The sequence below is a fragment of the Sorangium sp. So ce693 genome, from assembly GCF_051521375.1.
Lineage (GTDB): Bacteria > Myxococcota_A > Polyangia > Polyangiales > Polyangiaceae > Sorangium > Sorangium atrum.
Genome location: NZ_CP150347.1, coordinates 5,557,418 through 5,571,215, shown reverse-complemented (window position 1 = coordinate 5,571,215; position 13,798 = coordinate 5,557,418). Strand labels below are relative to the sequence as shown.

At 72.2% G+C, this 13,798-nt stretch carries 8 protein-coding genes; 1 reads left to right on the top strand and 7 read right to left on the bottom strand.

What is annotated here, in order from left to right; all coding sequences use genetic code 11:
• Positions 1 to 416: 416 nt before the first annotated feature.
• Entirely contained in the window at positions 417 to 1,154 is a 738-nt protein-coding gene (locus WMF14_RS20765; protein WP_437803290.1) for an OB-fold protein, read from the top strand.
• A 680-nt stretch (positions 1,155 to 1,834) separates the two neighbouring features.
• Here the strand turns inward: WMF14_RS20765 and WMF14_RS20760 are convergent.
• The 7 genes from WMF14_RS20760 to WMF14_RS20730 form a co-directional block, all read right to left on the bottom strand.
• Positions 1,835 to 3,247: a hypothetical protein gene (locus WMF14_RS20760; protein WP_437803289.1), complete on the bottom strand. Its 1,413-nt coding sequence runs from the start codon at positions 3,245 to 3,247 to the stop codon at positions 1,835 to 1,837.
• A 126-nt stretch (positions 3,248 to 3,373) separates the two neighbouring features.
• Positions 3,374 to 5,392: a potassium transporter Kup gene (locus WMF14_RS20755; RefSeq protein ID WP_437803288.1), complete on the bottom strand. Its 2,019-nt coding sequence runs from the start codon at positions 5,390 to 5,392 to the stop codon at positions 3,374 to 3,376.
• A 366-nt stretch (positions 5,393 to 5,758) separates the two neighbouring features.
• A complete protein-coding gene (locus WMF14_RS20750; protein WP_437803287.1) occupies positions 5,759 to 9,682 on the bottom strand; it encodes a hypothetical protein in 3,924 nt (1,307 codons plus the stop codon).
• A 248-nt stretch (positions 9,683 to 9,930) separates the two neighbouring features.
• A complete protein-coding gene (locus WMF14_RS20745) occupies positions 9,931 to 10,434 on the bottom strand; it encodes a hypothetical protein (protein WP_437803286.1) in 504 nt (167 codons plus the stop codon).
• Between the two features lie 79 nt (positions 10,435 to 10,513).
• A complete protein-coding gene (locus tag WMF14_RS20740) occupies positions 10,514 to 11,659 on the bottom strand; it encodes a hypothetical protein (protein ID WP_437803285.1) in 1,146 nt (381 codons plus the stop codon).
• A complete protein-coding gene (locus WMF14_RS20735) occupies positions 11,660 to 12,931 on the bottom strand; it encodes a tetratricopeptide repeat protein (RefSeq protein ID WP_437803284.1) in 1,272 nt (423 codons plus the stop codon).
• Positions 12,928 to 13,551: an RNA polymerase sigma factor gene (locus WMF14_RS20730; RefSeq protein ID WP_437803283.1), complete on the bottom strand. Its 624-nt coding sequence runs from the start codon at positions 13,549 to 13,551 to the stop codon at positions 12,928 to 12,930. The genes WMF14_RS20735 and WMF14_RS20730 overlap by 4 nt, the downstream gene beginning before the upstream one ends.
• Between the last annotated feature and the right edge of the window lie 247 nt (positions 13,552 to 13,798).

Sequence of the window (13,798 nt, the reverse complement as noted above, 5' to 3'; positions counted from 1 at the left end):
GGTGAAATCCATCGGTGAAATGGCTGCCCAAAAGAACCAAGGACCGCCGAGGTGGCAGCCAGCCCACTCACGGTCGGCCACCGCGGCCCAGGGCCGGCCGAGCAGGCCCTGGGCGATGGTCGGGGGAGGCGCGCCGCTTCCGGCGCAGCGCGCATCGTGCCTGGGGAATTCAACCCGGAGGGGGTCGACAGCCTTCGGGGAGAGAAAAAACTCAACCCGGAGGCTGTCGACAGCCTTCGGGGAGAGAAAAAAAACGAGGAGGCTCCAGTGCCCGGCGCTCGCTTCGTCGAGCGGGATGGCGCCGAGGCGTCTCAGCCGTCGCCCGCCGCCAAGCCGAAGCGATGGCGGCGGTGGGGCGGTCAGGCTGAACCGAAAGCGGTGGACGGCCGCGGATCGAGGCTCGTAGCCTCGATCTCATGCAACAGCCGCCGAACGGAGGATGGGGACCGCCTCCCGGGTACCCACCGCCACCACAACAGCAGTATCCGCAAGCGCCATACGGCCCGCCGCAAGGGTACGGGCCCCCTCCCGGCTACGGCCCTCCGCCTCCGAAGCCGCCGTGGTACTTCGGCGCGGGGATCGTCATCCTCTCGCTGTTCTGCTGCTGGCCGGTGGGCCTGGGGCTCCTCTGGAGCTCGCCCGCGTTCAGCAAGAACGGCAAGGTCGGCCTCACGATCGCGGTCGGCATCCTCTGCCTCATCGGGGCCGTGGGCGCGTTGAACGCGCCGCAGACACCTGCGACCCGCGCGGCCGCGACGCCCACGGTGGCGACCGCGCCGGCTGCCAGAGAACCGGCGCCAGCGCCCAAGGCCGTCGAGCCGCCGCCGGCCGAGGTGCAGGCGCTGAAGGTCAAGGCGTCCGACCTCATGTCCGCCTACAAGGCGAACGAGGTGCGCGCGGACGGGCAGTTCAAGGGCAAGACGGTCGAGACGACCGGCGTCGCGGGCGACATCAAAAAGGACATCCTCGGCGGCATCTACATCATCGTCGGCACCGGAGCGGCGTTTGAGCTTCCCGCGCTCCAGGCGACGTTCTCCAAGGCACACGAGCAGGAGGTCGCGGCGGTCTCCAAGGGAGACCGCGTGACGATCCGCTGCGAGGTCAAGGGCCTCATGATGCACGTGCAGCTCGACGACTGCGAATTCGTGCGATAGCGGGTAATGGTCAAGGTGCCAGTCGATTGGTCAAAGTGAGTACTTCGCGATAGCGGAGCTCAGATCGGGCCCGTAGGTTCGGCCTCAAGCAAGTGCAGCCCGCGTCGGCGCCAACCGACCGGGCTGCGTGGCCGAACCCCGACCGAAGCGGAGTTCGACAGTGCAGCTATACCTGATCCCACCCGACGGTGGGCAAGGCGGACGTGTATCCACACGGCGCCGCCCCTTCGTCACCCGTTCCCTCACCGAACCCGAGCGCAAGCGCCTCCGGGAGGCGCTGAAGAACCTGCGTGGGCTGCGTACGGCACGTGGGCATGCCTCACCGAGGTGATGGGCATGCCGACCCGTGATCGCCTCGGGCCAGTTCGCCGGGTCGCCCGGCACCGCCATGCGCGCCGCGCGGGCGGCTGGAACCACGATCGAGCGCCTATTCGGCCGCCCAGTCGCAGCGGACAGGTGCCCTATGTGCGGGAGGAGCGGGTGAAGCGCCCGCGGAAGGTGGCGAAGAGCCCGCCTGCCGCACGACATCCCAAGAAGAAGCCGACGATGGAGGCGATCCTCGCGGAGCGCGGCATCGTCCTCGCGACGCTCGCCGGCATCCCGCGACGCGACCGACGCGATGTGGAGGCCGAGGTGTTGCTCAACGCCTGGAAGGCTGTCGACGCCCTCCGGCGGACCGCTCACTCCGGGAAGAACGTCTCGATCGTCAGCGCCGGCGTCCCATCCGCGTGGACCCCGCCGAGCACCGCGAGCGTCCCGTTCGGCGCGGGCACCACGGCCGCGCCGCGCCGCGGCTCCCTCAGCGGCAGCTCCTCGACCTGCGCCGCCGCGACGTCGACGATGAAGCTCCGCGTCAGCCCGTCCTCGCCCGCCTCGGACCCCACCGCGAGGATGCGCCCGCCGGGCAGCGCGAACGCCGCGACGCCCCCGATGGCCGCGGTCAGCGCTGCGCCCTCGACCTCCACCGCCGCGCAGGTCGCGGCGCTCACGGCGCACCCCGGCGCGAGCCGCCGCGTCGGCGCCGCGGCGCCGCCCTGGACCCCGCCGACGAGCGCGATCTCCCCGGGGCCGGTCACCGCGGCGCCCGCCCCCTCGGAGGGGTCCGGCGGAAACGGCCTCGGCGAGAACGCGGTGGCGCCGTCGCCGAGCACCTCCAGCCCCGCGCCGTCCGCGCTCCCGCCGGCGACGACCAGGCCCAGCCCCTCCACCCACACGGCCGCGGCGCCGGCCCGCGCATGACGGAGCTTCGCCACCGAGAGCGCCCCGTCCGCGCCGACGACGAGCACCTTGTCCGAGGGCTCGCCCGGCGCCCCCTCGGCCGCGCCTGAGCGCGTCGCGCCGACGACGAACGAGCGCCCGTCCGAGGCCTCGATCGTCCGGCCGCCCGCCACCTCCGCGAACGAGCCGAGCCCCTCGGGCAGCGACGCCTCGGCGCTCTGCCCCGCCGCGAGGTCGGTCCAGGTCGCGCCCTCGTCGTCCAGCGTGAGCAGCAGGTCTCCCCGGACGACGAGCGACCGCGCCGCCCGCGGGAGCGCGCCGCTGGAGGCGCTCCCGCCCCACATCGCGAGGTCGTATGCGTCGAGCCGGGCCGGGTCCACGTCGCCCGCCGCGGCGCCCCCGGCCGCGGCCCCGCCGGTGAGGACCAGGTACCGCTCCGCGAGCGCCGCCCCGGGCGCGCCGACGCGCGACGCCGCGAGCTCGCCCGGCGGCCGCGCCCACCGGCCGGTCCGCTGGGCGAAGAGCGGCAGCACGTCGCCCGTCAGCGCGGCGAGGTAGATACCCGCCGCGGAGCGGCCTCGCACCACCGTCGCGCCGCCCGCGTCGAGGCCGCGCACCTCGAACGTGTACGCCCGCTGCGCCGGGATCTCGCCGAAATCGAGCTCGCCGCCCGGCGCCGCCGCCGCCGATACGGTGACGTCCCCCTCGGCCGCCGTCGCGGTCACCTCGATCCGGGCGACCGGCGGATCTTCCTGGAAGGCGGTCGCCTCGTGCCCCGGCACGACCTCGATCGTGAGCGTCCACGGCTCGGACGCGCAGCCCAGGAGCGACAGGCCGAGCGCGGGCAGGACACGGCCCAGGGGCGTGGTCTTCATGAGGGCCGAGTCATAGCGCCTCGGGCGCGCGAAAGCCCAGCGGAGGTGGAGCCGCCCGCCATCCGAAACCTCCCCTCGAATTTTTCTCGCTAAAAACCCAACAATCGAGGGGACTTATCACGCCCGCTACAGGTCGACCTGCACGCCGATCTCCACAACCCGCTCCGGCGGAAGCCTGAAGTAGTCGGGCACGGCGCCGGCGTTCCGCGCCATCACCGCGAAGATCGTCTCCGTGATCCTGCCCATCCGGCCCCTGTCGGTGGCGAGGATCGTCTCGCGGCCGAGGTAATACGCCACGTCCGCGAAATCGATGGGCAGTCCGTGCGTGGCCGCGGCGCGCCGCAAGAGCGCCGGCACGTCGGTCGACTGCATGAAGCCCGAGCGGATGACGATCTGGTGAACCCCCTTGTCGAGGCTCGTCACGTCGAGACGCTCCCTGTCGGCGACCCGCGGGACGTGCTCCGTCACCACCGTCAAGATCACCACCGTCTCGTGGAGCACCTTGTTGTGCTTGAGGTGGTGCGTCAGCGCATAAGGCGTCTTGCCTGCGCGCGAGCTCAGGAACACCGCCGTGCCGGGGACCCGCGCGCGGCACTTCGCGTCGAGATCGCGCACGAAGGCAGAGGCCGAGGGGGCCGCCCGCGTGAAGCGCTCGGCCAGGATCGCGCGGCCTCGCTTCCAGATCACCATCATGATGAACAGGACAGCGGCGATGACAGCCGGCACGTACCCGCCGTCGAGGAACTTGATCAGGTTGGCCCCGAAGAACGGCAGATCGAACGAGAGGAACAGGATCAGCAGCGGCAGGGCCTTCGCGAGCGGGGCTCGCCACGTGTGGCGCATGACGACGAAGAAGACGATCGACGTGATCCCCATCGTGCCGGTCACCGCGAGGCCGTACGCCGCGGCCAGCCGGCTCGACTGCTGGAAGATCAGCACGAGCGCGAGGCACCCGGCCGCGAGGGCCCAGTTCGTCAGGGGGATGTAGATCTGCCCCGCGGTCTCGCTCGAGGTGTGGCGCACCTGGGTCCTCGGCAGGTACCCGAGCTGGATCGCCTGGTGCGTGAGCGAGTAGGCGCCCGAGATCAGCGCCTGCGACGCGATCACGGTGGCCATGGCGGCGAGCGCGACCAGCGCGTAGGTGAGGGGACCCTTCGGCACCATCGCGAAGAACGGGTTCGCGGCGGCCTCGGGCGCTTGAAGCAGGAGCGCCCCCTGGCCGAAGTAGTTGAGAACGAGCGCCGGGAGCGCGAGCGCGTACCAGGCGAGCCGGATCGGGGCGCGCCCGAAGTGCCCCATGTCCGCGTAGAGCGCCTCGCCCCCCGTGATGACGAGCACGACCGACCCCAGGATCGCGACCCCGTGGAGGCCGTGGGCGGCGAAGAAACGCGCGGCGTACACGGGGCTCAGCGCGGCGAGCACCGCCGGGTTTCTGGCGATGAACACGAGCCCGAGCGCGGCGAGCGCGGTGAACCAGAGGACCATGATGGGGCCGAAGACCTTGCCGACGCGCGCCGTCCCCCAGCGCTGCACGCTGAAGAGCCCGACGAGGATCGCGCAGGTGAGCGGCACGACGAACGGCTTGAGCGCGGTCGTCGCCACCTCGAGGCCCTCCATGGCGCTCAGCACCGAGATGGCGGGCGTGATCACGCCGTCGCCGTAGAGGAGCGCGGCGCCGAGCACCACGAGCCCGGCGAGCCAGCCGACGCCCTGCGTCCCGCTGGCGCGCAGCCGCTCCGGCACCAGCGCGAGCAGGGCGAGGATGCCGCCCTCGCCGTCGTTGTCGGCCCGGGTGATGAAGGTGACGTACTTGACCGTGACGACCATCATCAGCGACCAGAAGAGGAGCGAGAGCAGCCCGAGGACGTTGTCGGGCGTCGGCGGGACGCCGTGCGTGCCGCTCACGCACTCCTTGAGCGCGTAGAGCGGGCTCGTGCCGATGTCGCCGAAGACGACCCCCAGCGCGGCCAGGGCGAGCGCTGCCTTGCCGCCGTGGTGGCCGTGCGCCGCGGTAGCGTCGGCGTCACGGCGAGCAGCGCCGTGCTGCGTGGGACCATCGTCCGCGCGGGTCACCGCCTGCTGCGTCGCTCCAGGAGGGGCCGGCATAGCGCCGGGGGGAGGCTCGGCAGAGGCCCGGTCGTTCATGGGGCGGAGTCATAGCGCTCGCCGTCGTGAAAGCCCACCGCCGCGCGCGTGCTCGGCCCCGATGCTGGGAATCCTGGCCGGGCACCAGCTGCGGCTTGGTGAGAACTTGGATCGGGACCTCCTGCAGCGCCTGGTCGACCAGCTCCGTGCGATGCATCGAGGTGAAGCACTCGTCGCGAGACGGAGCCGGTCATCTTGGCTCAAGCTGCGATCGTGGTTGAAGCTGCCACCGCGCTCGACGTTCTTCGTCCGGGCGCGGTGACATCGCGCGGCGCACGAAGACCAGGAACTGTTGAATCGACCGGCGCCGGACCGGGAGAGGCCCCCTCCAGGACGGTCGCGCTCCGCGCGGGTCAGGCGGTGGGCTCAGCCAGAGGGCAAGCGATGGCCGGCGCGTAGAGCGCGCCGCTTTCGGAGCACGCCGAGGGCCAGCGGTGCGAGCAGCCAGAGGGAGGTCGATGCGCCCGACCTCGTCGTTCCGATATGAGCGCACGAGCATCCTCCATCGTCCGACGGGTCCGCGTCGGCTGAGCCAGAGCCGCTCGAATCGGGGGGCGCGCCGCCTGTAGAAGCTCCGCCACCACCAGCCGAGCTGTTCGACCCATCCGTTGCGGTGCCGCCGCTCGTCGAGGCGCCTTCCGCAGACGTTCCAGCGCCACCCGTGCTCGCAGCGCCGCTGCCCGCGCTTCCGCCGCCGCTGCTCGCGCCACCGGCGCCGCCGCTGGTCACCGCGCCTGCCGTGGCGGTCGTGCTGGCGCTGCTGGCGCCCCCAGCGCCGTTCTCACCGCCTGCGCCTGCGCTGGTCACCACGCCTGCCGTGGCGGTCGTGCTGGCGCTGCTGGCGCCCCCAGCGCCGTTCTCACCGCCGGCGCCGCCGGTGTTCGCACCTCCGGTGCCGGCGGCGCTCGCACCGCTCTCTCCGCCGCTGCCGCCGCTGCTCGCGGCGCCTGCCGTGGCGCTCGTGCTGGCGCTGCCGGCTGCACCTCCGGTGCTCGTGACGCCCGTCCCTGCGACGTCACACGAGCCCTTGATACAGATACCGCTTGCGCCGCAGCTGTTGCCGTTCGTGGAACCACAGATCCCGTCGACGGCAGCGCCCGCCGCCACGCTGCACGCGGAGCAGTCATCCGTCGCCGCGCTGCAAGTCGTTCGGCAACAGACACCATCGACGCAGTGCCCGCTCTTGCACTGGATGTCGAGCTCGCACTCCTGTCCTTGCGACGCGGCGTCCATCTGATTGGCATTGACGCGATAGTTCTGAACGCCAGTCGTCTGGTCACCGAAGACGTACGTGACGAGCGAGCTGCGTCCGTCCCCGACCGCTGCCACGGTCGGCGAGTGGTACGCCCCGGTCGACGACGACAGGAGCGTCGTGCCGAGGACCACATCGCCCGCCGGTGAGAGCCACGCCCCGTGGATTTTCTTCTCTGTGATGCCTCCGGGCCACACGATGAGCGTGTCGACGCCGTCGAAGGCGAGCTCCGGTCCCTGCCGATACCACGCGCCGGAGTACCCTGCGATGCTCGTCGCGGAGAGCTGGATCCAGCTCGGATCCAGGACGTTGCCCGTGCTCGGCGACACGCGGGTCGCCCACATCCGGTAGGTCGACGAGCTGACGCTGCTGCTGGCGACCCGTCGCGCCGCGACCACGAAGGACGTGCCGTCGTAGGCGACCGCGGGGAACATGCCCGTACCCAGGCTGAGACCTGGGCTCGGATCGAGGCGCGTGCCGTCGGGCAGGACGCGCGCGCCTCGCGTCCCGCTCGGCAGGAGGCTCGTTCCAGGCGTGTGCCAGACGATGAAATATTGACCTGCCCCATGGGCCATCGTGACGTGGCTCGCGCCCGTCCGCTGCGCCACGAGCAGCGGCGGGTCGTCGAGCACCGCGCCGTCCGCGCCGATACGCGACGCTTCGAGCTTGTCGTTGTCACCGCCAGCCGTATCTTGCCAGGCGACGAGGTACCCAGAGCCATCCGAGGAGACCGCCGGAGTCTGATCGGAGCCGCCCACCGAGATCGCGATGCCGTCCGGATCGAGCACCTGTCCGTCCGGCGTCACGCGCGCTCCAACCACGTCGCGGCGGGTGTAGTTGCTGCCGCTCCTGCGTCCGTCGATCCACACCACGAAATAGCCGCTCTCGCTCGCCGCGAGGCGAGGCTCGAGCTGATCGTACGGCGCGCTGTTGATCAGGATTCCGGCTGGATCCAGGACGGTGCCCGCCTCGCTGACGCGCGCGCCATAGAGGTCGGTGCGCGTCCCCTCGCGGTAGTCCTGCCAAACCACGAAATAGTTTCCATCCCTGTAGGCGATGGCGGGCATCGACTGCTCGCTCGCCGCCCGGCTCAGGTGCAGGCCTCCGGCGTCGAGGGCGGCGCCGTCCGCGATGCGGGTGCCAAAGACCTCCACGTCGTCGTCGCCAGCAAAGCTTCCATTGCCAAAGCGCCCATCCTCCCACGCGGCGAGACACCCGGCCGCGCCGCAGAACACGGTGGGTAGCGCCTTTCTCCCGCTGGCCGTGACGAGCGCGCTCCCGGCGCCGCCCAGGACCGCGCCGTCGGGGCTCACCCGGTTCACGAACACGTCCAGAGCGTTGCCGGAGCTCCAGACGACGACGAAGCTCGTCCCGTCGAACGCCGCCGAGGGGGCGACGTGCGTGCCGGGCTCAGCAGAGAGCTTCTGGCTCACCGCGTCCTCCACCACGCCGGCCTGGCTCACGCGCACGGATTCGATTTGCGGGCGATCGGTCCCGTTCTGGTAGGCGACCAGGTAGCGCGTGCCGTCGAAGGCGACGGACGGCTTGATCTGATCGTAGGCGCCGGCCGCGATCGCGATGTGGTTCGGCTCGAGGACCACGCCCGCAGGCGAGATGTGCGCGCCGTAGATGTCGAAGCCGGCGACGCCCCCGCCCCGACGATCCGACCAGGTCGCGAAGTAGTTCGTGCCATCGAAGAGGAGGCGCGGCTCGAGCTGCGCCTGAACCTGGGTGGCGACGTTGAAGGAGGCGCCTACGAAGGTGCCGCCGGCGCTCACCAGCCGCGCCTTGATGTTCGAGCTCGAGTCCGTGTGCGTCGGCCACGCCACGAGGTAGTTCGTGCCGTCGAAGGCGACCGCGACGTCCCGTCCGAGGGCCTTCTCGATCGCCACCCCGCCCTGGCCGTGGAGCGGGACGCCCGCCGGCGTGATGCGGTTGAATCGAACCCAGCCGCTGATGTCGACGAACGCCACGAGGTAGTTGGTGCCGTCGAAGGCGATGGCGGGAGGGTGCTCCGCCGTGCCGTTCTCGAGCACGGGGATGCCCCCCGGATCGAGGACCTCTCCGGCCGGCGTGACGCGCGTGGCAAAGAGCTTGCGGTAGTTCTCGTCGATGGCCCGGTGGTCGTTCCAGATCACCAGGTAGTTGGTGCCGTCGAAGCCGATCGCCGGCATCGACTGATCGAGGCGCGCAAAGCCGAGCACCGGCTCGTTCAGCGGGATGCGCAAGGTGAGGAGCGGATCGATCTCGGCGGGGAAGATGGAGCCCGCCAGGACCTCCTCCGGCACCACGATGCGCAGCGCGCCCTCGCCCAGGTGCTCGACGGCCAGCGAGGCGACGTCGCCCGTCGCGTCGCGCCATGTCGCGTCTCCGTAGCTCACCACCCGACCGTCCTCGGTCACGAACGAATGCCCCGAGCCCGCGGAGTACCCGCGGTACGTGGCCCCCGTCACGCGGAGCCGCACCTCGATCGCCCCCGCGCACGGCGCCTCCGCGAAGGAGAAGCTCTGATGAAGGCCTTCTTCCGTGTTCGCGAGGTGCTCGACGGCCCAACCGCGATCGAGCGCGAGGTGACCGTCGGCGACCACCTCGGCGCCGCGCCGCTCGGGCGACGCGAGCTCGCCTCCGCCGCACGAGAAGCCAGACGTCTCGAACGCGACCGGGACCGACGGGGCCGCGCCTCGAGCGGCTCTGCCGGCAAGGCCCAGCTCCACGCGCTCCTCGGAGACACGCGCCCGGTAGGCGCCAAAGCCGCCGCTGAAGGTGCCTCCGGGCGTCCGGCGAAAGGCGAGGCGCGCTCGACGCATCGTCTTCTCGAGGTCGAAAGGCACGGCATGAAGCGACCTGGCGCCGCTCTGGACAGCCCTCGAGGCCTTCGCCTCGGCTCCCGGCTGCGGCGCGGAAGAATCGGAGCAGGCCGCCCCGCCGAGCGCCGCCAAGGTCGTCAGCAGCAGCGCGCTGGTCACCCGGCGGCTCGCGCCGAGCCCGCGGTGCGAAGGCCTGGTCGCAGGGGGCGAGGTGCGAGCGCAAGAAGGCATGTGCCCGCAATTTCTCACGCTCGAGCTCGCTCGCCCATGGAAAGCCGCCGACCACCCCGGAGAAAGCCGCCGCGTCTGGCGTTGGGTCGCCCCGAGCGCGCTCTTCACTCGGAGATCGTTGGAGGCCGGCTTGTGAGAAAAATCACGCCACTGGGCCAGCGCATCCAGTGCGCCAGGGACGCGACGCCCGGAAGAAACGAGAACGAGCGGGCTCTCCCCGACGGGGCCAGGTCCGTCGACCTCGACCTTCAGTCACATTCGTACTTCCACATGCAGACGCCCTGTTCGTCGGTGAGGCCAGGCCCGTGGTATTGGTGCCAGCACTCCATCCCGCTCGGGCACGTGGTGTTCTCGTCGCAGGGCAACCAGCAGACCGTGTTGCACATGGGCGTGGCGGTTCCGCTCGGCGGCCGCGGGCAGTCCTCCGCGACTTCGCACCTGTAGTTGCAGAGCGCCGCCACGTCGCACCACATCGATCCATCCTCTTGCCGCTCGGCCACGTACGACACCATGCACGTGCGCTCTTCCCCGTTCGCCTCGGGATCCGGACAGACGTGGGGGAGGGAGAAGTCGCCCTCATCCCCGGGCGGGGCCACGCAGGCAGCCCACGGCCCTTCGGTGGCGCCCTCGACGGAGGTGGCCAGGTGGACTTCGACGATCGAATCGATATGGCGGTCGCCGCACGCCGCCTGCGCGGACGCGAAGGCCGCCGACAAGCCAAGGGCCCAGAGCTTCGTAGCCGTGATCTTCATTCGGTCCTCCACGCCGAGCGCCGAGGCGCCCGGCGTCCAGATGTTCTGCGCTGAGGTCACGGCAGCTGCCCATTTCGGCTCATGGCAGCACGAGCTCCACCCCGAGAGATGCGCCAAGGAACGGGCGACCCCACGTGTCGGTCGCGCGGCCTGCGGCGTCGAGCACGATGCGCGGCGCCGCGATCCCGGCGAGCAGGTGCTCGCTGATTCGCAGGTGTGGAGTCGGCGCGAACGAGAGCCCAGCGCGCAGGTACGGCGCGACCGCGTACGCGTCCTTCGACCTGCCGACGTATCCCGGCGAGCGGCCTTCGCCCTCGACGTGCAGCCAGGCGGCGGCGAGCCCCGCGCCGATCGAAGGCAGCCACGCGGCGTCGGTGGGGCCGAGCGGGACGCGCACCCCCAGCGAGGCGAGGGCCACCCGCACGCGCCGCGTGCCCTCTTTGCCCTCGCGGCTCGCGGTGGCGAGCGGGATCTGGACGAAGGTGGAGAGCCCCAGTCGAGGCCGGATCATCGCGTACCCCGACACGTCCAGCATCGGGGTGGCAGGCACGCCGCCGGGGCTCCAGAGGACCGCCGGCGCCGCCGCGACGCCGAACGTCGTCGGTACGCTCGCGGTCGCGCCTGGCCGGGATGGCGGAGGAGGGCGCGCCTGGGAGGCGCCGTCGGCTCGCGCGAGGGGGGCGGCGACGGGCGCGGGCCTGGCCGGCGGCGGCTCTCGCGCGTCGACGACGGCGGGGGCCGCCGGATCGGCTTCAACCTCGCCCCGCGATGGCGGGGGAGAGCGCACCTCCAGGAGGCTCGCGCGCAGGAACTCCACCGCGCGGATCGCGACCGTGGCGGGATCGTCGGCCATCACGGTGCGCTGGACCGACTTGCCCGTCGCACCCTGGGCGATCGAGACCTCGACGCCGCCTGGCACCTCCGCCACGCGGAGCGCCACCGCCGCTTCGGCCTCGCGCGCGCTCGTCTCGATGGGTCCGTGGGAGGGCGCATCGGCGCCTGGCACCCTCACGACCTCCACCGTGAATCCGAGCGTCGCGAGCTCGGCGTAGACGCGCGCCATGATGGGATCCGAGCGGCGATCGGCGATCAGGACGACCTTCGGGCGCGGCGGCTCCGGCGGCGGCTCGGGCGGCGCCGCGCGCGCTTCGGAGGCGACGAGGAGGCAGAGCCCGAGCGCCCAGGCTCCGCCGTGCGCCGCGCGAGCCGGCCTTCGAGACCGCACTCACTCCCCCTCGAGGAGATCCCTGGCGTGCGCGGCGTGCGGCCCCGCCGGATAGCGCGCCAGGTAGCGGCGCGCGGCCTCGCGGGCCTCGCTGGCCGAGCCCATCGACTCCCGGCATTCGATGACCCTCCCGAGCGCCTCCTGCGCAAAGGAGCCGCCCGGCTGCTCCTCGAGGTACACGAGGAACCAGCGCTCGGCCTCGGCGTACGATCGCCGCTGGTCGAACGCCATCCGGCCGAGGTGGAAGGCGGCCTTCGCCGCCTCGCCGGAGCCCGCGAACCGGCTCCGCGCCGCGGTGAGCGCCGCCGCGGCGCGATCCGGCTTCCCGGAGAAGCGCGCGACGTCCGCGAGCATCAGCAGATCCGCCGCGCTCGCGCGGGCGACGAGCCCGTCGAAGCCCTCGGCCTCGGCCGCGGTCATGGCCTCTCGGTACCTGTCGCCGGCCACGAGATCGCGCCAGCTCGGCGGGCGCGGGGAGGCGTCCGCGGCCTTCGCGATCCTCGCTCGTTCGCTGGTGCCGGTCGCCGCGGGGGCCGGCTCCGAGGCCGCCTGGTCGATGCGCGTGGAAGGCGGCGGAGGCGGGGCGGCGGCGGGCAGCTCCCCGCGCGTGAGCTCGAAGCGCTGCTCCTTGCAGAAGACCTCTAGCGTCTCTCCCGCAGCGACGGTGCGTCGCCCCCCAACGAGCGGCCCCGACACGGCGACCGAGCCCTCCCGCAGCACCAGCTTGAGCTCCTCGCTCGCCGGGGACCAGCTCAGCTCGAAGCGCGTGCCGGTGACCAGCACGTCGAACGGGCCGACGTCGAAGTTCCATGCGCTCGTCGCGGTGTGGGTCACCGTCGCCGTGAGCCGGCCGCCTTCCAGCAGCACGCGCGCGCCACGCGCGTCGGCGGCCACCACGCGCGCCCGGGCGTTCGCGTCCAGCGCCAGGGACGTGCCGTCCGAGAAGGCGACCGCCAGAGGAGCGTCCGCGCCGGCGGCGATCCACGCCCCGACCTGGCCTTGCGCCGAGCCGACCGCGAACGAGAGCGACCGCGACGACGGGAGCAGGACGAGGAGCAGCGCGGCGCAAGCTCCTGCCAGCGCCACGAGGGCCGCCGGCGCGAGCCACCGAGCACGCGCGGGGCCGAGGCGGGCAGCCCCGGGACGGGAGGAGCCGCCGGCCGCGACCTCCAGGAACCGCTGGCGCGCACCATCGAGATCCTGCGCCGCGAGCTCCTCATCCTGGGCCCGGCGGAGCTCACGAAGACGATCGAGCGACGGAGGATCGCTCATCGCGCGCCTCCCTTCAGCCACTCCTCGAGGGCGGGTTGGTCCCGCGCCGCCTCGAGGAAATGGACCTCGGCGCGGGCCAGCCTCCGCTTGATGGTCGCGAGCGAGACGCCGCACGCGTCGGCGACCTCCTGGAGATCCATCCCCTCGATGCGCCGCAGCGCGAACGCGATGCGCTCGTCGGCGGGGAGCCGCTCCAGCGCGCGATAGGTCGCGCGCAGCGCCTCGTGGGCTTCACCTTGGTACGGGGGCTCCACGAGGGGTGGGAGCTCGTCGGGGGCGAAGAAGAGGAGCCATTTCCGGCGCGCGCGCCGCTGGATGCAGGTCCGCGCCGTGAACACGGCGACCGAGGTGATCCACGCCTTCAGCGCCGCCGGATCGCGCAGGGTGTCGAGGGAGGACAGCGCGCGGACGAAGGCGTCGTGATGAGCGTCGGAGAGGTCGCGGCTGCCGCCGAGCAGCCGGCCGAGGACGCGGAGCACGTGCCCGGAGAAGCGCTCGTGGAAGGCGGAGAGCGCGGCGGGATGCCTCGCGCGGAGGCCCTCCACGAGCGCCTCGTCGCTCGCGTAGGCGACAACGCCGAGCCGTCGCGGGGGGGCGAGAGCGCCGGCGCGCATCACCATGGTCGTGGGGCTCCGCTGAGAATGACCGAACGCCTCCTGCCGCCTCGTGATCCGATCGGCCCCCTTGAGTCACGGCAGCGTCGCGGGACGGCTCACCGCGGACGAAGCCCGCGGGAACAGGGCGGGCAGCGCGCGCCCGGCGCCGGCCGAGAACTTTCCCCGCACGCGCCGCGCATGCGAGGCTGCCCGGCCCCGCCGAAGTGCGCGCTCGCCCGAGAGCGCTCGCAGAGACCGGACCCGTCCGGGG

Excerpts from the sequence above, each read along its gene's own strand:
- WMF14_RS20765 (WP_437803290.1), top strand. The coding sequence starts at position 417 with ATGCAACAGCCGCCGAACGGAGGATGGGGACCGCCTCCCGGGTACCCA.
- WMF14_RS20735 (WP_437803284.1), bottom strand. The coding sequence starts at position 12,931 with ATGAGCGATCCTCCGTCGCTCGATCGTCTTCGTGAGCTCCGCCGGGCC.
- WMF14_RS20750 (WP_437803287.1), bottom strand. The coding sequence starts at position 9,682 with ATGCCTTCTTGCGCTCGCACCTCGCCCCCTGCGACCAGGCCTTCGCAC.
- WMF14_RS20760 (WP_437803289.1), bottom strand. The coding sequence starts at position 3,247 with ATGAAGACCACGCCCCTGGGCCGTGTCCTGCCCGCGCTCGGCCTGTCG.
- WMF14_RS20730 (WP_437803283.1), bottom strand. The coding sequence starts at position 13,551 with ATGGTGATGCGCGCCGGCGCTCTCGCCCCCCCGCGACGGCTCGGCGTT.
- WMF14_RS20755 (WP_437803288.1), bottom strand. The coding sequence starts at position 5,392 with ATGAACGACCGGGCCTCTGCCGAGCCTCCCCCCGGCGCTATGCCGGCC.
- WMF14_RS20745 (WP_437803286.1), bottom strand. The coding sequence starts at position 10,434 with ATGAAGATCACGGCTACGAAGCTCTGGGCCCTTGGCTTGTCGGCGGCC.